General features: G+C 68.2%; 20 protein-coding genes. 9 read left to right on the top strand and 11 right to left on the bottom strand.

The genetic code is table 11. The features are described from left to right. Nucleotide 1 precedes the first annotated feature (1 nt). Nucleotides 2–1,615 carry a serine hydrolase gene (locus tag IBJ06_RS00490; RefSeq protein ID WP_292156557.1) on the bottom strand — a complete coding sequence of 538 codons (1,614 nt, stop codon included), beginning with the start codon at nucleotides 1,613–1,615 and terminating at the stop codon, nucleotides 2–4. A gap of 109 nt (nucleotides 1,616–1,724) precedes the next feature. On the opposite strand from IBJ06_RS00490, the gene IBJ06_RS00495 reads away from it, so the two are divergent. Next, nucleotides 1,725–2,933: an NAD(P)/FAD-dependent oxidoreductase gene (locus IBJ06_RS00495; protein ID WP_292156558.1), complete on the top strand. Its 1,209-nt coding sequence runs from the start codon at nucleotides 1,725–1,727 to the stop codon at nucleotides 2,931–2,933. 24 nt (nucleotides 2,934–2,957) lie between these two features. Further along, nucleotides 2,958–3,458 (top strand): hypothetical protein, encoded by a 501-nt coding sequence (locus IBJ06_RS00500; RefSeq protein WP_292156559.1) that lies wholly within the window; start codon nucleotides 2,958–2,960, stop codon nucleotides 3,456–3,458. Here IBJ06_RS00500 and IBJ06_RS00505 read toward each other — a convergent pair. Further along, complete coding sequence (locus tag IBJ06_RS00505) at nucleotides 3,455–4,087, bottom strand: LysE family translocator (protein WP_292156560.1); 633 nt, start codon at nucleotides 4,085–4,087, stop codon at nucleotides 3,455–3,457. The two genes, IBJ06_RS00500 and IBJ06_RS00505, sit on opposite strands and share 4 nt — an antisense overlap. 160 nt (nucleotides 4,088–4,247) lie before the next feature. Between IBJ06_RS00505 and clpB the strand changes: the two genes are divergently transcribed. Together clpB and IBJ06_RS00515 are read left to right on the top strand one after the other, a co-directional pair. After that, nucleotides 4,248–6,836 carry an ATP-dependent chaperone ClpB gene (gene clpB / locus IBJ06_RS00510; protein WP_292156561.1) on the top strand — a complete coding sequence of 863 codons (2,589 nt, stop codon included), beginning with the start codon at nucleotides 4,248–4,250 and terminating at the stop codon, nucleotides 6,834–6,836. A gap of 27 nt (nucleotides 6,837–6,863) precedes the next feature. Beyond that, nucleotides 6,864–7,676, top strand: coding sequence for a hypothetical protein (locus IBJ06_RS00515; protein ID WP_292156562.1), 813 nt, complete (start codon nucleotides 6,864–6,866; stop codon nucleotides 7,674–7,676). Nucleotides 7,677–7,842: 166 nt separating this feature from the next. Here the strand turns inward: IBJ06_RS00515 and IBJ06_RS00520 are convergent, their stop codons facing one another. Continuing rightward, nucleotides 7,843–8,268, bottom strand: coding sequence for a DUF1493 family protein (locus IBJ06_RS00520; protein WP_292156563.1), 426 nt, complete (start codon nucleotides 8,266–8,268; stop codon nucleotides 7,843–7,845). Nucleotides 8,269–8,656: 388 nt separating this feature from the next. Next, complete coding sequence (locus tag IBJ06_RS00525) at nucleotides 8,657–9,013, bottom strand: endonuclease domain-containing protein (protein ID WP_292156564.1); 357 nt, start codon at nucleotides 9,011–9,013, stop codon at nucleotides 8,657–8,659. A gap of 297 nt (nucleotides 9,014–9,310) precedes the next feature. On the opposite strand from IBJ06_RS00525, the gene IBJ06_RS00530 reads away from it, so the two are divergent. Continuing rightward, nucleotides 9,311–9,769: a YaiI/YqxD family protein gene (locus IBJ06_RS00530; protein WP_292156565.1), complete on the top strand. Its 459-nt coding sequence runs from the start codon at nucleotides 9,311–9,313 to the stop codon at nucleotides 9,767–9,769. 2 nt (nucleotides 9,770–9,771) lie between these two features. Here IBJ06_RS00530 and IBJ06_RS00535 read toward each other — a convergent pair whose 3' ends face one another. Genes IBJ06_RS00535 through IBJ06_RS00550 form a run of 4 tightly spaced genes read right to left on the bottom strand, consistent with a single transcriptional unit; the run spans nucleotide 9,772 to nucleotide 12,757 of the window. Next, entirely contained in the window at nucleotides 9,772–10,476 is a 705-nt protein-coding gene (locus IBJ06_RS00535; protein WP_292156566.1) for a lysophospholipid acyltransferase family protein, read from the bottom strand. Continuing rightward, nucleotides 10,473–11,117: a YdcF family protein gene (locus IBJ06_RS00540; RefSeq protein WP_292156567.1), complete on the bottom strand. Its 645-nt coding sequence runs from the start codon at nucleotides 11,115–11,117 to the stop codon at nucleotides 10,473–10,475. Before IBJ06_RS00540 ends, IBJ06_RS00535 begins: the two co-directional genes overlap by 4 nt. Before the next feature lie 9 nt (nucleotides 11,118–11,126). Then, nucleotides 11,127–12,017, bottom strand: a complete 891-nt coding sequence (locus tag IBJ06_RS00545; protein ID WP_292156568.1) for an ABC transporter permease — start codon at nucleotides 12,015–12,017, stop codon at nucleotides 11,127–11,129. Further along, entirely contained in the window at nucleotides 12,014–12,757 is a 744-nt protein-coding gene (locus IBJ06_RS00550) for an ATP-binding cassette domain-containing protein (protein ID WP_292156569.1), read from the bottom strand. Before IBJ06_RS00550 ends, IBJ06_RS00545 begins: the two co-directional genes overlap by 4 nt. 93 nt (nucleotides 12,758–12,850) lie before the next feature. Between IBJ06_RS00550 and IBJ06_RS00555 the strand changes: the two genes are divergently transcribed. From IBJ06_RS00555 to IBJ06_RS00570, 4 genes are all read left to right on the top strand, one after another. Next, nucleotides 12,851–13,819, top strand: coding sequence for a DUF3426 domain-containing protein (locus IBJ06_RS00555; RefSeq protein WP_292156570.1), 969 nt, complete (start codon nucleotides 12,851–12,853; stop codon nucleotides 13,817–13,819). 16 nt (nucleotides 13,820–13,835) lie between these two features. Continuing rightward, entirely contained in the window at nucleotides 13,836–14,378 is a 543-nt protein-coding gene (locus IBJ06_RS00560; protein WP_292156571.1) for a phosphoribosyltransferase family protein, read from the top strand. A gap of 64 nt (nucleotides 14,379–14,442) precedes the next feature. Then, nucleotides 14,443–15,222, top strand: a complete 780-nt coding sequence (locus IBJ06_RS00565) for a hypothetical protein (protein WP_292156572.1) — start codon at nucleotides 14,443–14,445, stop codon at nucleotides 15,220–15,222. Beyond that, the gene (locus IBJ06_RS00570) at nucleotides 15,206–15,976 is read left to right on the top strand and encodes a metallophosphoesterase (protein WP_292156573.1); all 771 of its coding nucleotides are present in this window, start codon (nucleotides 15,206–15,208) and stop codon (nucleotides 15,974–15,976) included. The genes IBJ06_RS00565 and IBJ06_RS00570 overlap by 17 nt, the downstream gene beginning before the upstream one ends. Here the strand turns inward: IBJ06_RS00570 and lysA are convergent. The 3 genes from lysA to argH are packed head-to-tail and all read right to left on the bottom strand — an operon-like array spanning nucleotide 15,955 to nucleotide 18,959. Next, nucleotides 15,955–17,256: a diaminopimelate decarboxylase gene (gene lysA / locus IBJ06_RS00575; protein WP_292156574.1), complete on the bottom strand. Its 1,302-nt coding sequence runs from the start codon at nucleotides 17,254–17,256 to the stop codon at nucleotides 15,955–15,957. The two genes, IBJ06_RS00570 and lysA, sit on opposite strands and share 22 nt — an antisense overlap. Nucleotides 17,257–17,289: 33 nt before the next feature. Further along, a complete protein-coding gene (locus IBJ06_RS00580) occupies nucleotides 17,290–17,532 on the bottom strand; it encodes a hypothetical protein (RefSeq protein WP_292156575.1) in 243 nt (80 codons plus the stop codon). Then, the gene (gene argH, locus IBJ06_RS00585; protein WP_292156576.1) at nucleotides 17,529–18,959 is read right to left on the bottom strand and encodes an argininosuccinate lyase; all 1,431 of its coding nucleotides are present in this window, start codon (nucleotides 18,957–18,959) and stop codon (nucleotides 17,529–17,531) included. The genes IBJ06_RS00580 and argH overlap by 4 nt, the downstream gene beginning before the upstream one ends. Nucleotides 18,960–18,978: the final 19 nt, after the last annotated feature.

The raw sequence follows: 18,978 nt of genomic DNA on the forward strand, positions 1-18,978 counted from the left end.
CCTATACCTTGGTCAGCCTCAGGTCCTGATAGTCGTAGCTGAAGTCGATGTCCGGGCTGACGCCTTTGACCGTGGCCCGCACCGGCTGACCGGTCTCGATCTCGAAGGTCACGAACGCGTCCTCCTCCCGCTTGTCCGGGAACCGGGTACGGAAGGTCTCGCCGTCATAGGGCTCCAGCGGTCCCTGCAGTGCCGGATTGTGGGTGAAGCTCAGCCACAGACCCCCGTCGCGCGGCGCGATCACGAGGTCGCCGTACCAGGGATCGCGCCAGGTCCCGGCATAAGCCGACAGCGGCAGGGACGGCGCCGCACCCGCCGCCTGTTTCGCATCGATCTCGACGGCGGCGGCCAGCGACCGCTCGGTCGCCTGGGCCAGATAGGTCTGGCTGTCGGCGATCCAGTCAAAGCCGGTCTTGTCCATGACGATGTCGGCAATGCCGCTGCGCAGGGCCCTGAGCAGATAGCTCTCCTCCGCATTCGAGAAGATGGCAAAGCCCGCATTCCGGCCCGGCAGCAGCACGGTTGCCGAAATCCCGCCCGGAGAGCCGCCCCCGTGACTGATCAGCCGCTCGCCGCGATAGTCCTGAACCGACAGCCCCAGGGCATAGGTCGAGACGATCGACCGGCCCGGCAGCTCGGCCGTCGGCCCCGGCGAGGAGGAGCTGATGATGTTCGGACGGACCATCTCGCGCGACGACGCTTCCGAGAACAGCTGAGACCCATCCGCCAGCTTGCCGTCGGCCAGTCGCACCGCGATCCATTTGGCCCAGTCGTGTGGCGTGGAGCAGATGCCGCCCGCGGCCGCCGCCGAATCCCAGTTCCAGACCTCGGCGATACTGTCGGCAATCCGCTGCATCTCGCCCTGATAGCGCAGCGGCGGTCCAAGCCGCCCGTGCGGCAGGGCCGACTTTGCCGGATCGGCCAGGGTCGCCATCGGCACGGTGTCAGCCATGCCCACCCGGTCCAGAATGCGCGTCTGGACAAAGTCCTCCCACGCCATGCCCGAGACGGCGGCCAGCACCTCGCCCGCCACCACGAACATCAGGTTGCAGTAATGATATCGCGCCCGGAACTGGTCCTCGATCGGCACATGGGGGATGGCCGCCATCACCTCGGCGCGGGTCCGGTCGCTGTTCGGCCAGAACAGCAGGTCCCCGGCCCCCAGACCGAACCCGGCCCGGTGGCTCAGCGTATCGCGCACCGTGATCCGCTCGCCGATGAACGGGTCCGACAGGGTAAAGCCGGGCAGATAGGTCCGCACCGGCTCGTCCCATTTCACCTTGCCCTCATCGACCATGATGGCCAGGGCGGCGGCGGTGACATTCTTGGTGTTCGACGCGATGGCGAACAGGGTGTGTTCGTCCGCCCGCTCCGGCCGGTCCATGGCCTTGACGCCATAGCCGCGCGCAAGGATCGTCTCGCCGTCCTTGACCAGCGCAATCCCCAGCGCCGGCTGATCCGGAAAGGCCGCCATACAGCGGATCACATAGGCATCGACCGCCGCCGCCAGCTCCGAATGGTCCCGGGCCGCCTCCTGCGCCCAGGCCTTCAACGGCAGGGCCGCTGCCCCCGCACCGGCAAACAGCGCCGACCGGCGCGACAGGGACAGGCTCATGGGGCACTCCTTGGCAAGGCGCGAACGCTAGCCCTGCCCCCGCATCTGTGTCCATCCGTCCCGCTTGTTCGGGCGCGCGTCAGGCGGCACAACCGGGCCCGGGGGATCCATGATGCGGACACGCGACATCGCCGTGGTGGGGGCCGGGCCGGCAGGGCTGGCGGTGGCGGCCCTTATGGCGCGCGCGGGGCACCGCGTCGTCATCCATGAGCGCTTTGATCAGGCGGCCCCGGTAGGCGCGGGCTTCATGCTGCAGCCGACCGGTCTGGCGGTGCTGGACGCCATGGGGCTGACGGCCGAGGTCGAGGCCCTGGCCCAGCCCATCGACCGGCTGTTCGGGCGCGAGGCGCGGCGCGGACGGATTGTTCTGGATGTCGGCTATGCGGCCCTGTCGCGCCCCCGCCGCGCGCTGGGCGTCCACCGCGCGACCCTGTTCCACGTCCTCCATCGCGCGGCGCTGGACGCCGGAGTGATCGTCGAGACGGGGCGCGAGATCGTGGGCGCGAGCGGAGGCCGTCTGACTGATGCGGCCGGTCGCACCGGCCCGGCCTTCGACCTCGTGATCGACGCTTCCGGCGCGCGCTCCGCCATCGCCGCATCGCTCGGCGCCCGGCGGCATGAGCTGGCCTATGGGGCGCTGTGGGCCACCGTCCCCTGGCCCGGGGCCCCCTTCGATCCCCATGCGCTGGAGCAGGTCTATCGCGGGGCCGAAAAGATGATCGGCGTCCTGCCCGTCGGTCGCCGGCCCGGCGAGGACCAGCCGCTGGCCACCTTCTTCTGGAGTCTGAAGACCGCCGACCACCCGGCCTGGCGCGCCGCCGGACTCGACCCCTGGAAGGCCGAGGTCCTGACCCTCTGGCCCGAGGTCGCGCCGGTGCTGGACAGCCTGACCGACCCCGACCAGCTGACCCTCGCCCGCTATGGCCACCATACGCTGGGCCGCCCCGTCGCCGACCGGCTGGCGGTGATCGGCGATGCCGCCCATTCGACCAGTCCGCAACTGGGGCAGGGGGTCAATATGGGCCTGCTGGATGCCTTCGCCCTGTCGCAGGCGCTGACCGACCATGCCGATCTGGATGCGGCGCTCGCGGTCTATGCCGCCGCCCGCCGCTGGCACATCCGCCTCTATCAGGCGCTCAGCCTCGGCTTTACGCCCTTCTATCAGGCCGACGGGCGGCTGCTGCCCTGGGTGCGCGACCATGTGCTGGGCAAGCTGGCGCGCCTGCCTCTGGCCGACCGCCTGCTGGCCGCCACCGTCTCGGGCCTGCTGCTGGATCCGCGGCCCCGGGCGCTGGCTCGCCCTGGGGACCTGCGCTAATCATCGTCGATCGCAGGAGGGATCATGTCCGGCTTCCGCTACACCGTCGCAGTTCTGGCCTCTGCCCTCTTCATGATTCCGGCTGCGACGGCGTGGGCGCAATCCGATGACACGGACCGGGCGCCGAAACTTCCGGGTGTCTACCGCTATGTCGGGATCATGGAAGGCTTCCATCTGCCCGAGAGTTGCGTCGAGCGCTGGACGCTCCGGGCGGACGGCACTTTGCTTCTTGAGAGCGGTGCCTCGGTGAGCCGTGGCCGCTGGTCTGTTGACAGGGATGGCGATGGCCTCCAGTGGCTCACGGTCAGTGAGCAGGTGCCAAACGGCGAGCGTGATTGCAACGGGGGCGTTACGCCCCCCGATCTCGAACCGATCCGCCATCACGTGGTCCTCATGAACAGCGGCGACTTCCAGATTTGTCTGGTGCCGCGCCGCCTGGCCGATGGCTCGTCCGTTCAGGGTGCCTGCCTCTATGCCCTGCGCCGGGAGGGGGATGCGCCTGCGAACCAGGGCGTTTCGCCCTAGCGCGTCTCCCACGCCATCCACAGCGCGACCAGCAGGATGCCGCCCGCCATCACGGCGCGTGCCGTCCGGCCTTCCAGCCGTCGCAGCAAGGGCCCGCCGGCGCCCGCCGCCGTTACCACGATCACGGCATGGATGGTGGTCGCCACCGCCAGATGTAGCCCGCCGAGCGTCAGGGCCTGGGCCACCGTCGACCCGGCGCCCGGCCGCATGAAGGTCGGCAGCAATGCGGTATAGAAGACCGCCGCTTTGGGATTGAGCAGATTGGCCATCAGCCCCCTCAGGAACAGGGTCCGGCGCGAGCCGTCCTCGCTCCCGGCCGGGTCGGTGCCCGCTCCGCGCCACGCCTCCCACGTCAGCCAGGCCAGATACAGCACCCCGGCCCAGCGGATCAGCTGGAACAGCCACGGCCACTGGATCACCAGCGCACTGACCCCCGCCACCGCCGCCAGCATCCACGCCGCCAGCCCCAGCGTCACCCCTGCCACGGCGGCCAGCGCCGCCGTCCGCCCCCGTCCCGCTGCGATCAGCGCCAGCCAGCCCATGTTCGGACCGGGCGTCAGCTCGATCAGCGCCACCGCCACCAGAAACGGCAGGATCACGGCGGGGTCGAACAGGGACAGCAGGGGCATGGGTGAGGGGTCTCCAACCCCTGCATAGCGGTTACGCGGGCCCGCGTCCGCACCTCTTGCGTTGCGTATCGGCCACACCCATGTCCGGTCCAGCCGGCTGGCGTGTCGCTTGCATCGAGGGCACCGGGCCGGATCTGCCTGATCCAGGGGATGACCACAGATGAACCTCGACCTCTACTCCGACCGCGCCAAGTCCGCCGTCCAGGCGGCCCAGTCGCTGGCGCTGGCCCGCCGGCACCAGCAGTTCGCGCCCGAGCATCTGCTCAAGGTACTGCTGGAGGAACGCGACGGCCTGGCCCGCAATCTGATCACGGCCGCCGGCGGCGATGCCGCCAGGGCCGAGCGCGCTGTTGAAACCGCGCTGTCGAAGCGCGCCCAGGTCTCGGGCGGCTCGGGCCAGCTATACCTCGACGGCGACACCGCCCGCGTCTTCGCCACGGCCGAGGCCTCGGCCAAAAAGGCTGGCGACCAGTTCGTTACCACCGAGCGCCTGCTGTCGGCGATTGCGAAAGACGGCGGCGTCGCGGCCACAGTGCTCGCCTCGGTCGGCGTCACCCCGGACACGCTCGAGGCCGCCATTACCGAACTGCGCAAGGGCCAGACCGCCGACAGCGCCGGGGCCGAAGACGCCTATGATGCCCTGAAACGCTATGCCCGCGACCTGACCCAGGCCGCCCGCGACGGCAAGGTCGACCCGGTCATCGGCCGGGACGAAGAGATCCGCCGCACCATCCAGGTCCTCGCCCGCCGCACCAAGAACAATCCCGTCCTGATCGGTGAGCCCGGCGTCGGCAAGACCGCCATCGTCGAGGGGCTGGCGCTCCGCATCGTCAACGGGGATGTGCCGGAATCGCTCAAGGACAAGAAGGTCCTGGCGCTCGACATGGGCGCCCTGATCGCCGGCGCCAAATACCGCGGCGAGTTCGAGGAACGCCTCAAGGCCGTGCTGAACGAGGTCGGTGCCGCCGAGGGCCAGATCGTCCTCTTCATCGACGAAATGCACACCCTGGTCGGTGCCGGCAAGGGCGACGGCGCCATGGACGCCTCCAACCTGCTGAAACCCGCTCTCGCGCGCGGCGAGCTGCACTGCGTCGGCGCCACCACGCTGGATGAATACCGCAAGCACGTGGAAAAGGACGCGGCCCTGGCCCGCCGCTTCCAGCCTGTCTTCGTCGAGGAGCCGACGGTCGAGGACACCGTCTCCATCCTGCGAGGCCTCAAGGAGAAGTATGAGGTCCACCACGGCGTGCGCATTTCCGACAGCGCCATCGTCGCGGCCGCCACCCTGTCGAACCGCTACATCACCGACCGCTTCCTGCCGGACAAGGCCATCGACCTGGTCGACGAGGCCGCGTCGCGCGTCCGCATGGCCGTCGACTCCAAGCCCGAGGCGCTGGACGAGATCGACCGCCGGCTCGTCCAGCTCAAGATCGAGCGCGAGGCCCTGAAGAAGGAAACCGATACCGGCTCCAAAACCCGGCTGGAGAAGCTGGAGACCGAAATCGACGACCTCCAGGCCGAGTCCGACGACCTCACCAACCGCTGGAAGGCCGAAAAGGAAAAGGTCGGCCAGTCCGCCCAGCTGCGCGAGACGCTGGACCGCCTGCGCGCCGAACTGGCCACCGCCCAGCGCAATGGCGACCTCGGTCGCGCCTCCGAGATCGCCTATGGCCAGATCCCGCAGATCGAGCGCCAGCTGGAAGAGGCCGAGGCCAATGAGGCCGACAAGGCCGGTCCCCTGACCCCCGAGGTCGTCGACGCCGAACAGATCGCCGCCGTCGTCAGCCGCTGGACCGGCGTGCCCGTCGAAAAGATGCTGGAGGGCGAGCGCGAGAAACTGCTCTCCATGGAAGACGCCCTGCGCGCCCGCGTGGTCGGTCAGGAAGACGCCCTCATCGCCGTCTCCGATGCGGTGCGCCGCGCCCGCGCCGGCCTCAACGACCCCAACCGCCCGCTCGGCTCCTTCCTGTTCCTCGGCCCGACCGGCGTCGGCAAGACCGAGCTGACCAAGGCGCTCGCCGAATTCCTGTTCGATGACGAGGCCGCCATCACCCGCATCGACATGTCGGAATATATGGAGAAACACTCGGTCAGCCGCCTGATCGGGGCCCCTCCCGGCTATGTCGGCTATGACGAGGGCGGCGCCCTGACCGAGGCGGTCCGCCGCCGCCCCTATCAGGTCGTGCTGTTCGACGAGGTGGAAAAGGCCCACCCCGACGTCTTCAACGTCCTGCTCCAGGTCCTCGATGACGGCCGCCTGACCGACAGCCAGGGCCGCACCATCGATTTCAAGAACACCCTCATCATCCTCACCAGTAACCTCGGCTCGGCCGCGCTCGCCGACCAGCCCGAGGGCGAGGACGTCGAGGCCGTTCGCCCCGTGGTCATGGAGGCCGTCCGCGCCCACTTCCGGCCCGAGTTCCTGAACCGCATCGACGAGATCGTCCTGTTCCAGCGCCTCGGCCGCGAACAGATGGGCGGCATCGTCCGCATCCAGCTGCAGCGCTTCGAAAAACTGCTGGCCGACCGCAGGCTCACCCTCGCCCTCGACGACACCGCCGCCGCCTGGCTCGCCGACAAGGGCTACGACCCGGTCTACGGCGCCCGGCCGCTGAAGCGCGTCATTCAGAAGGAGCTGGTCGACCCGATCGCAAGGAAACTGCTGGCGGGCGAGATCGAGGACGGCAGCGTGATTGCCGTCTCAGCGGGGGCCGACGGGCTGGAGATCGGGAAAGCGCGGGTGCATTAGGGGAGTCGAATCCGTCGGAGACGAGTCGTGAAGTCCAATCTTGATCGCTATCGGGCCGACCTTGACGCCTTAATTGCGCAAGGAAATCAACTGGTCTATTCGATGCAGCGAGATGTGATTGGTGCTGCAAAATTTGATGCACAAGTCAAAAAGCAGCTTGGGGCTGAGAAAGCAGAGAAATTTCTCGCAGGACTCCCGAAGTTCAAACTGACTTACGAGTCCTGGTACTCCGAAAGCAAGGCGCTTATTCGACAGTTGCTTCCTGATCGGTTCGACGATTTCGTGAGGCTTCACGAAAAGCCGAGGGCTCGGAAAGATGTTGGCTTTGGCAACTACGTCTTGGAAGATTACCTTCAAGGCCTTAAGGTAACGTTCAGCTATGGGGATGTGAAAGTCGATCCATCTGCTGCAATTCCTCAGTTCGATCAAATGGTCGGTATTCTAACAGCGGCCAAACGCCGATTTGAGTCCAGCCTGTTCGATATTAGGCAACTCGTTCAGGCCGATTTGTTTGATTCTGAAGTTGATGCAGCTCGCCATCTACTGAAGCAGAAATTTGCTCGCGCTGCAGGCGCAATGGTAGGAGTGGTGCTCGAGCGACACCTCGCGCAAGTCTGCGCGAATCACGATGTGAAAATCGCGAAGAAGAATCCGACGATTGCTGATTTTAATGACGCACTAAAATCTTCTGATGTTATTGACATCCCGATTTGGCGTGGCATTACCCGATTGGGAGACCTGCGAAACTTGTGTGACCATAATAAAGAGCGAGAGCCGACTAAGGATGAGGTCGATGATCTCATTTCGGGTGTCGACAGGTTGCTGAAAACCCTGTTTTAAAATCTGTCTATGCTGCACGATCGAAAGCCTGCTCGCTCCGCGGCCTGAATGCCGCGATGTCTAAACAGCGCCATCGCTCCCGCCGATTCGTTCGCTGGCCCTCATGCTGCCGTCCGGGCCACCTTCTCCCAATGGGTGAAGGATCATGACCCGGCCAGCCTGCCTCCTACCCCGCGAACGTCATCCACAGCCCTGCCACCAGCCTGAGCACCCCTGCGGCGGCGAAGATCTGATTGATCACGATGTCCCACCGACGACCGGGCAGAACATGGTCGGGATAGATGATCGGCCAGCGCTGCGTGCGGACGGCCTCCGTCAGGGTCGCGACCGTGATCGGAATGTGCCCGAAACGCCTGTAGATCGGCGTGTAGAACAACGCCCCGAAGTTCCAGCCCTCGTCCGCATAGTGGAAGTACCAGCGAAAAGCCGTCGCATCGACACCGAACCCGGCGGCGAACGCCTCCATGAATTCGCTGGCATCATCACCCGTGATCCCCAGCGTCCCGAACACATCCGCGTCGTCCGACAGCGGCGCCGTCCAGTCACAGAAGTCGCGGATGAACTCCAGAACCGCAGTGCGCGCCTCAGTCATGAGGCCATCCTGACACGGTCGCTAACGGTCCGAAACAGCAGTTCATGCATTGCGGATGCCCCTCACCCCTCCCACCCCCGCACCGCCTCCGCCGCCACGGCATCCGTCCAGGCCTGTTTGCAGGTGGTCCAGGCGGCGCTGTCGTCGGGGTGGAGGGCGGCCAGCGGGCCTTTTCCTGCGCGTAGGCCCCGGCCCTTCCAGACCCTTCTCCCGTTGGGAGAAGGTGGCCGCGAAGCGGTCGGATGAGGGTCGGCGGCCGCCTTCGGCGTGAGCCGTCGCAATGCCGGTGCCACGGCTCTCGCCGACTTCATCCAGCGCCCCTCACCCTTTCGGCTGACACATCGCTCCGCTCTGCGAGCCTCAAGCCCTCTCCCATCGGGAGAGGGGGCTACACCCCCAGCGCCTTCGCCTGCTCCCGGATCGCCGCGTCGATGCGCTCCGGCTCGGCCAGCGCCTGATCATTGCTGAACCGCACCACGGTCCAGCCCAGCGCCTCAATGGCCTCCTGACGGAGGTGATCGTTCAGCACGACGTCGTCCCGCCCATGCACCCCGCCGTCGATCTCGATGACCAGTCGCAGCGGCATACAGGCAAAGTCCACGACATAGGGCCCGACCGGATGCTGCCGCCGGACCTTCCACCCGTCGACCGCCCCGCCGCGAAGCCGCGCCCAGACCCGGTCCTCCGCCATGCCGCCGCGCTGGCGCAACGCCCGGCCCCGCGGAGTCAGCCGCCCGGTGGTCATCGGCTCAGGTCTGGCATCTTGCTCACCCTCTCCCTGTCCCCCCCCCCAATCTTATCAGCACACCTCCGGGGCGTGGTAGACTCCCCATCCCCGCCACAGACCCGCCCGGACCCCTCAGACGATCCAGACCATTCAGACCATTCAGACGGTTCAGACGGTATTTTTCACCGTCTGATTTCCCGCCCCACCTCCGGATTCAGACGGTTCAGACTATTCAGACGGTATTCTCCACCGTCTGATTTCCCCGCCCCTAACCCCATTCCAGACTATTCAGACGGTTCAGACGGTCCTTTTTCCATGCACACCCTCTTCATCGACGCCGACGCCTGCCCCGTGAAGGAAGAATGCTTCCGCGTGGCCGAGCGGGTGGGGTTCAAGGCCTTTGTCGTCTCGAACGGCTGGATCAACCTGCGCCGCGCGCCCTTCATCGAACAGGTGGTGGTCGAGGCCGGGCCGGATGTCGCCGATGACTGGATCGCCGAACGGGCGGGGCCGGGCGATATCGTGGTGACCTCCGACATTCCGCTGGCCGACCGCTGTCTCAAGGCGGGGGCCCAGGCGCTGCGGCCCAACGGCTCGGCCTTCACGCCCGATTCGATCGGCTCGGCCCTGGCCGGGCGCTCGATCGGCGAGCACCTGCGCGGCATGGGGGTCGAGACCTCGGGCCCGCCGCCGTTCTCGGCGCGCGACCGCTCCAACTTCCTGCAGGCCCTGGACCGCGCCGTGGTCGTGGCCAAAAGGGCGGGGGGCGGGTGAGCCTACCCCAGCAGCTTCGTCGAGGCGGCTTCCAGCTCAGCCTCCAGCCGCGCCATGAAGGCATCGCGCTTCAGCCCGGCGGGGATGGCGGGCAGGAACTCATAGACCACGGTGCCGGGGGTGCGTCTGAACCCGTGGGCCGGCCAGTGCTGGCCCGCATTGGTAGCCATGGGCACGCAGGGGGCGTCCAGGTCGCGGTACAGGGCGGCGATGCCGGGCTTGTAGTCGGGCGTCGCGCCGGGGGCGGTGCGGGTGCCCTCGGGGAAGATCAGGATCTGCCGCCCCTCGGCGTGGCGGGTGCGGGCCTGACGGACCATGCCCTTGAGGGCGGCGGAGTGGGCCGACCGGTCGATGGCGATCATGTTCGTCCGCGCCGCGAACCAGCCGAAGAAGGGCAGGATCATCAGCTCCTTCTTCATGACGAAGCAGGGGTCGGGAAGGAAGGTGAAGGGGGCGATCACATCCAGCATGCCCTGATGCTTGCCGGCGATCAGGGCGGCGCCCGTGGGCCGGTGCTCCAGCCCGCGCACCTCGACCCTGACGCCGCACAGGACGCGCAGGCCGAACAGCACAAAGGCCGCCCACATGCGGATCACCACCATGGAGGGGTCCCGCCCGAACAGCAGCACGGGCGACAGGAGCAGGGCAAAGATCGCCATCGATAGATACAGCCAGGCGACAAAGATCAGGGACCGCAGCGTCGTCACTCGCGGGCCTTCTTCGCGGCTTCCTCTGCCACGCCCTGGACGGCCTCGGCCGAGCGGTCGCCGCTGACGCGCCGCACACCCTCGCGGACCATGACGGTCAGATACTTCATATATTCCAGCGTCATACGCCGCGCCGTCACCGCCACCCGCCACCAGCCCTGGTCGTCCAGCTCGGGGGTTTTGACGGCATAGGGGGTCAGCTCGACCCCGGGCAGGGCGCTGCGGATCTCCACCAGGCTGCGCGCCATGTGATAGTCCGAGGTGACCACGATCAGGCTGTCATAGTCGTGCGACCGCGCCCACCGGCCGATCTCTCGGGCGTTGCCCATGGTGTTCTCGGCCTCGAACCCCAGGTCGACGCAGCAGGCGAACAGCCGGCTCGATCCGGGGGTCACGGCCTTCAGCTCGGCCGGCCGGACCTGGCGGTTGACGCCCGAGATCAGCAGCCGGTCGCCCTTGCCGTTCTCCAGCAGGCGGATGGCGGCATCGACCCGCGCTGACGACGGGCCGGTCAGGGCGACGATGCCGTCGGCCGGGGCCGGATCCTCGGCCGGCGTATAGCTCCGCACCCGGTCGGCGAAGGCGAACAGCCCGACCAGCCAGACAAGGGCAAGAATGGCAAGAAGGGCCAGAAAGCGCATCCTCCCTGATTACTCTCCGGCCTGCGGCCTGCCAAGCCAGAGACGGACCGACACCCGCGCGGCCACAACGGCCACCACCGCCATTCCCAGGGGCCAGGGCGCCAGCAGCATCAGGTCGTTCAGGACCAGCGGGAAGACCCGGCCGAGCGTCCCGGTGAGTGGCGCAAGCGCCAGCGCCAGCCCGGCCAGCAGGGCCAGCCCCGCCCCGACCGCTCCGGCCAGGGCGGCGTCCTGCCCCAGATGCCACTGGGCGAGGGTCGTGAGCGCCGCCTCATCCGCCCCGGCCAGCCGCAGGGCGTACAGCGACCGCGCCCGGCTCTCGATCGCCTGTCGCGCGCTCAGCACCAGCGCCATGGCGGTCAGCAGGGCGGCGGCCAGCGCGGCCAGCGCCGTCAGGTCGCGCACCCCGCGCGCGGCGGCGGTGAAGTCCCTGCGCCACAGGCTGTGGTCGTCGACCGTGCCGTCGACCCCTGCCTCGGCCAAGGCCCGGTTCAGGCTGACGGCGCTGGCGGGCTCCGCCGGGTCCAGCCTCAGACGCACAAGCTGCGGCAGGGGCAGGGTGGCCAGATCCGCCTCGCCCAGCCACGGACGTAGCAGGGCCTCGGCCTCGGCGCGCTCCAGCGCCACCGCCTCTTGCACACCGCGCACCCCGGCCAGGGCCTCTGCGGCGCGGGCGGCGGCGGTCGGCCCGCTTTCGTCGGCGCGGGGGCGAATCAGGGCGGTGGCCTCGCTGCCCACCCGACCGGCCCAGTCCCCCGCCGCCCGGCTGGCCCCCACATGGGCCAAAAGGGCCAGGCCGGTCAGCAGGCTCAGCACGGTCAGCATCACCAGGCCCAGCCGCCGGGTCGCGCCGCCGTCCGGCCACAGGTCGGGCCGGGTCAACAGGGCAGGGGCCTTCATCGCGTCCGCTCCGGCTGGACCAGCCGTCCCCCCTCGAGGTGCAGCCGGCGGTCGCCCTTACGCATCTCGGTGCCCGCCCCGTCGCCGTCGCGGGTCATGATCACCGTCGCGCCCTGCCGGTTCAGGGTGCGCAGCAGGCCGAGCATGCGTTTGGCCGAGGCGGCATCCAGCCCGGCCAGCGGCTCATCCGCCAGGATCAGCTCGGGGCCGGTCATCATGGCCCGCGCCAGCGCCACCAGTCGCCGCTCGGCCCGCGACAGCGAGCCTGCCATCCGTCCGGCGCTGTCGGACAGGCCGACGAAGTCCAGCATGGCCGCAAGGTCCGCTTCGCGGCCCCGGGGATCCTCGCCGGTCACGCGCAGGGTCACGGCCAGATTGTCGGCGATGCCCAGATGGGCCAGCAGGGGATCGTCCTGGGCGATCAGGCCGATCCGGCGTCTCATCACCCGGGCCTCGCGGCGGCGCAGTTGCGCCCGGTCCTGGCCGAACAGGACCACCTGACCGGACTCCGGACGAACCAGCCCGGCCATCATCCCCAGCAACAGACTCTTGCCCGCACCCGACCGCCCGGTAAGGAAGTTGAAAGAGCCCGTCGTCACAGTGAGGTCGATGCCCCGCAACAGGTCGGGGTGCCCGGCGTGGCCGAACGTCACCCCTCTCAGGCGCACCGGCCAGCCGGCTTCACCTCGGGGGTCATCGGTCGGACCGGGCGTGTCAGAGGCGGCGATCGTGCGGGTCACATCGAATACAGGTCAGGGAGGCCGGGATAGAGGTCTGCGGGGCGCGGGATCGCTCCGTGGAGTGCGATGCCTCACACCTCGCGGTCTACGCCCATGATACTGACCTGCCCTGCCTGCGCCACCAGCTATTTTGTGGCGGATACCGCGCTGGGACCCCGGGGCCGGACCGTGCGGTGCCAGTCCTGCGCCCAGAGCTGGCATGCCACGCCCGAAGAGCCCCTTGAACTGAAGGCCGAGGCGGTTCCGGTGGCTGCCGCGGCGACCCCGGCAGAGAGTCCGGCTTCCACGAGCGCCGCGCCGGAAAGTCTGGCCGAGACCCCCGCTCCCGAACTGCCCAAGGCCTATCGCGCCCGGGCGGAGAACGCCCGCCGCACCCGCCGCGCCGCCATGCATGGAGCGGTCTGGGCGGGAGTGGCCAGCATCTTCCTCGGCCTCCTCGCCGGGGCCTGGCTGTTCCGGGTCGAGGTGGTCGACATCCTGCCCCGCACGGCGGTGGCCTATGCCGCCATCGGCATGCCCGTGAACGTCACCGGGCTGGAGTTCGAGGCCGTCAGCGCCCGCGCCCTGCCGGACACTCCGGACAAGGTCATGGTCTCGGGCGCGCTTCGCAATGTCCGCGACCGCGAGATCGTCGCCCCCGCCATCCGCGTGGCTCTTCTGGATGACCACGGTGCCGAGATCGCCCATGCGGTGATCCGACCGGAGGCAGCGCCGGTTCTGCCGGGTCAGGTCTCCGGCTTTGCCGCCATCCTCGCCGACCCGGGGGGGAAGGCGACCGGTGTGGGGGTCGACTTCGTGCTGGACGCTCCGCCGTCGCCCGTGCCCGTAGAGCGCGCGCCCAGGCCCGGGGGCACGCCCGTCCAGCCCCCGCTGCCCGCCGATCACAGGGCGGAAGCATCCGCGCATCCGGCCTCGACCGCTCATGACACGGCCCCTGAAGCGACCCCTGAAGCGACCCCTGAAGCTGCCCCTGCCCTCCGGCCGGCCCGGGCGTTGTCATCGGATACGCCCCACGAACTGACACCCGTGGCGGCCGTGCCGCTCGACAGCCCGGCCAATTAGGCGCTATCGGCCCGTCATGGCCGATCCCTCCTCCGACCGTTCCGCCCCGACCGTCCTGCTTGACCAGGCCGGAGTGGCCGCCGTGGTCGAGGATATGGCCCGTCGGATCGCCCCGCATGTCGATGACGACACGGTGGCCGTGGTCCTGCTGACCGGCGGCCTGTGGTTTGCCGCCGACCTGACCCGGGCCTTGGCCCGACAGGGGCGTCATCTGCGGTTCGATGCCCTGTGGCTGGCCTCCTATGGCGACGGCAAGGAGAGCAAGGGCAGCATCGAGGTGCGCGCCCCGCTGCAGCGGTCGGTCGAAGGGCGCAAGGTCCTGATCCTTGATGATGTGTTCGACACGGGTCTGTCGCTGGCGGAATCGGTGCGGCTGGTCCGCGAGGCGGGCGCCGCCGAGGTTCTGACCGGTGTCTTCGCCCGCAAGCCCTGGCCCCTGCCGCGCGCGCCCGAGCCGGACTTTGTCGGCTGGGAGGCCCCCAACCGCTTTCTGGTCGGCTATGGCCTGGACCACGGGGGCGCCTGGCGCGGCCTGCCGGACATCTGCACCCTCGACTGAGGCCTGACGGAACTGCCGGGGCAGCGGGGCCGTTTCGCAATCCCGTCAGAGGAGCCCCGGAATCGTGTCCGACATCGTGCCCCATCCCTGTTTCGAGCCGCCGGGTGAAGCGCTGGCCTTCTATCAGGAGTGCCTGCGGCTGCTGAAGGAGTCGGGCATCCCGTTCGTGATTTCCGGCACCTTCGCGGTCACAGCCTATACGGGGATCAGTCGTCCAACCAAGGATCTCGACGTCTTCTGCAAGCCGGGTGACTATCCGCGAATCCTGGCCTTCTTTCAGCGCCATGGCTATCGGACCGAGGTGGAGGACGAACGGTGGATCGCCAAGATCTGGAGCGATGACCGTCACTTCTTCGACGTGATCTTCGCCATGTCGAACGGAACCATCGCGGTGAACGACAGCTGGTTCGGAGAGGACGAGACCGAGGTTTACGGCCACCGGGTGCGGATCACGCCGCCTACGGCCCTGATCCTGTCCAAGGTCTTCATCCAGGACCGGTATCGCTACGACGGGGCGGATGTGAACCACGTCATCCTGAAGCAGTCCGACGCCATCGACTGGGCCGGCCTGATGAACCAGATGGACCTCTACTGGGAGGTGCTGATGGCCCATCTGCTGAATTTCCGGTTTGCCTACCCGACCGAACGGGACCGGATTCCACGTTGGGTGATGGAGGAGCTGACCGGCCGCCTTGAAGCCCAGGTCGACCTGCCGCCGCCGCGCGTGCGTGTCTGCCGGGGGCGTCTGTTCAGTCCGCGCGACTATATCGCCGACATCAGCGAGTGGGGCTTCGGCGATGTCGTGGGCAAGGGGCTTGAAGAACGCCATGACCCCATCCCCTGAAGGACCGACACCCCAGCCCGGCCTTGAGGAAGGCCCCCGGCGAAAACTGCGTGTCGCGGCCGTCGGCGACCTGCACGTCGGTGAGGGGCAGGAACGCCCCTACCGCGACCTGTTCTCCCGCATTCACAGGGACGCGGACGTCCTCTGCCTGTGCGGCGACCTTGTGAACTTCGGCAAGACCCGCGAGATCGAGGTCCTGCTGGAAGACCTGCGTGACTGCCGGATCCCCATGGTCGGCGTATTGGGCAATCACGAGTATGAATGCGGTCAGCCCGAGGTGGTTCGCGACATGCTGTGCGAGGCGGGGGTCCGGATGCTGGACGGCCAGGCTTATGAGATCGAGGGCGTGGGCTTCGCTGGAGGCAAGGGCTTCATCGGGGGATTTGGCCGGTTCATGCTCAGCCCCTTCGGCGAACCCGAGGTGAAGGCCTTCGTGCAGGAAGCGGTCAAGGATTCCAACGAGATCGAGAACTCGATCCGCATGCTGCGAACCGAGCGGTCGGTGGTTCTGCTTCACTATGCGCCGGTGGTGGACACCGTGGTTGGCGAGCCGCCCGAGATTCACGCCTTTCTCGGCTCGTCCCGGCTGGCCGAAGTCGTTGATCGCTACGACAACATCAGCCTGGTTGTGCACGGCCATGCCCACAGGGGTCAGCCCGAGGGCCGCACGGCGAGAGGTATACCGGTCTACAATGTCGCGCTGCCGGTTCTGCGGACGCTGGGCGACCAGCCCTACCGCGTCTTTGAGGTCTGATCCGGATCCAGCCAGGGCGCGACCGTCTCGCGGGCCAGCAGGGCGGCATAGTCGGGCCGGGGCCGGACCACGGCGAACCGGTCGCCATCCACCAGCACCTCGGGCACCAGAGGGCGGCTGTTGTATTCGCTGGCCATGGCGGCGCCATAGGCCCCCGCGCCCTTGAAGGCCACCAGATCGCCCGCCGCCAACAGGGGCAACAGCCGGTCGCGGGCAAAGGTGTCACCGGTCTCGCAGACCGGGCCCACGACGTCGTACCGCTCCTCGGTCCGACCTTCATCCCTGACCGGCACCAGCGGATGGAAGGCGTCATATAGCGCTGGTCGCATCAGGTCGTTCATGGCCGCGTCCAGCACCAGAAAGCGCCGGCCGTCCGGCCGCTCGTTCACATGGATGACCCGGGCCAGCAGCACCCCGGCATTGGCGACAAGCAGGCGTCCGGGCTCGAAAACGGTGTCCACGTCCAGCCCCGCCATCGCCTCACCGACCATGGCCGCATAGGTCGCGGGGTCGGGCGGGGTCAGCCCCGGCTCATAGGGGACTCCCAGGCCGCCGCCGAGATCCAGCACCCCGACGGTGTGCCCGTCGGCACGCAGCCGGCGGGTCATATCCGCCAGCACGCCAAAGGCATCCCGCAGGGGCGCAAGATCCAGGATCTGGCTGCCGATGTGGCAGGCCAGGCCGACGGGCCGCACCTGTCTGTTCGTGGCCGCGCGGGCATAGAGGGACAGGGCCTCGTCGACCGGCACGCCGAACTTGTCGCCGCCGCCCCCGGTGGTGATCTTGGCATGACCGCCGGCGCCGACGCCGGGGTTCACGCGGATGGAGATGTCGGGCCGGATGCCGGTGGCCGTGGCGATCCGCTCCAGCCGGTCCAGCTCCGGCGCAGACTCGATATTGACCTGGCGCACGCCGGTTCGGAGGGCAAAGGCCAGTTCTGCGTCGGTCTTGCCGACGCCGGAAAAGATGATGCGATCCGCCGGAATGCCGGCGGCGAGCGCCCGTCGGATTTCCCCTTCGGACACGGTATCGGCCCCCGCGCCCAGACGCCCCAGTGTCGCCAGCACCGACAGATTGCTGTTGGCCTTGACGGCAAAGGCGACCAGCGAACGCCCGGCCAGGCTGGCCTGGGCCTCGATGGCGCCGGACAGCACCCGGTAGTGCCGGGTCAGGGTCGCGGTCGAATAGACATAGGTCGGGGTGCCGACGGTCCGGGCGATGTCGGCCAGCGGCACGGCCTCGGCATGGAGGTCGCCGTCGATGTACTGAAAATGATCCACGTCGTCTCGGGGGAGGAGGGCGACCTCAGGTCGTCAGGAAAGCGGGCTGCCCCCGCCCGAATAGGGGTTGGTGGGACCGCCGTCGATCGGCTGCTGCGTCGAGGAGCGGTTGATCGTTGCCGGTTCTTCCAGATTAGGCGCCCCGGCATCGCGCATGCCGCGCTCGGTCCGGCGCTCGGGCGGGGCCTCCAGATCGGCCATGCGGCCACAGGCGGCGGTCCCGGCCAGCATCAGGCCGACAAGGCCCAGAACGGCAATGCGGTTCGAAACGGTCATGACAGTCGCGTCTTCCATTCGGCGATGCGCGCGCGGACCTGCTCCGGCGCCGTGCCGCCAAAACTGCGGCGACTGTCACAGGAAGCCTCAGGCGACAGCACCTTGTAAACCTCTGTCGTGATTCCGGGCTCGATGGCGGTCAGTTCCCCGAGCGGCAGTTGCGCCAGGTCCACGCCCAGGGCCTCGGCCCGTTTGACCGCGGCCCCCGTGATGTGATGCGCCTGACGGAAGGGCAGCCCGAGCTCCCGCACCACCCAGTCGGCCAGATCGGTGGCCGTGGAAAAGCCCGAACCGGCCGCAGCCCGCATTCTTTCCGTGTCCGGCGTCAGGGCCGTGACCATGGCGGTCATGGCGACCAGCGCCAGATCGAGGGCGTCGAAGGCCTCGAACACCGGCGGCTTGTCCTCCTGCATGTCCTTGGAATAGGCCAGCGGCAGGCCCTTCATGACGGTCGACAGCGCGACCAGCGAGCCGATGATCCGCCCGGTCTTGGCGCGTACCAGTTCGGCGGCGTCCGGATTGCGCTTTTGCGGCATGATCGACGAGCCGGTGGTCAGATGGTCGGGCAGGGTGACAAAGCCGAACTGCGGCGTCATCCAGACCACGATCTCTTCGGCCAGCCGAGACAAATGCCCGGCACAGAGGCTGGCGGCGGCCAGGCTTTCCAGTGCGAAGTCCCGGTCCGACACGGCGTCCAGCGAATTGGCCATGGGCCGGTCAAAGCCGAGCGCCCTCGCGGTCATCTGCCGGTCGATGGGGAAGGGCGAACCGGCCAGGGCCGCGGCCCCCAGCGGACATTCGTTCATGCGCGCCCGGGCGTCGGCAAAGCGCGAGGCGTCCCGTCCGAACATCTCGACATAGGCCATCAGATGGTGGCCGAAGGTCACCGGCTGGGCGGGCTGCAGATGGGTAAAGCCGGGCATCAGGTCTCCGGCGTGGGCCTCCGCCTTATCCAGCAGGGCCGACTGCAGCGCCTTCAGCTGATCCACGGTGTGGTCGCAGGCGTCGCGCACCCACAGGCGGAAGTCGGTCGCCACCTGGTCGTTGCGGCTGCGCGCCGTGTGCAGCCGGCCCGAGGCCTCGCCGATCAGCTCGGCCAGACGCGCCTCGACGTTCATGTGGATGTCTTCGTACTGGTCGCGGAATGGAAAGCTGCCGTCCGTGATCTCGGCCTCGATGGTGTCCAGCCCGCGCAGGATGGCCTCTGCGGCCTCGGCCGAGATGATCCCGCGTTCCGCCAGCATGCGACAATGGGCGCGCGACCCGGCCAGATCCTGCGGCCACAGGCGCTGATCGACGCCGATGGACACATTGATAGCCTGCATCACCGCATCAGGCTTGGCGGAAAAGCGTCCACCCCATAGGGTCTTTTCCGAAGTCGCTCCGGAAGCGGATGAGGCGACGTCAGGGGATGTAGGCCGGGACATGGCGTTAGGCTCGGATATC

The organism is Brevundimonas sp. (assembly GCF_016742135.1).
Taxonomy (GTDB): Bacteria; Pseudomonadota; Alphaproteobacteria; order Caulobacterales; family Caulobacteraceae; genus Brevundimonas.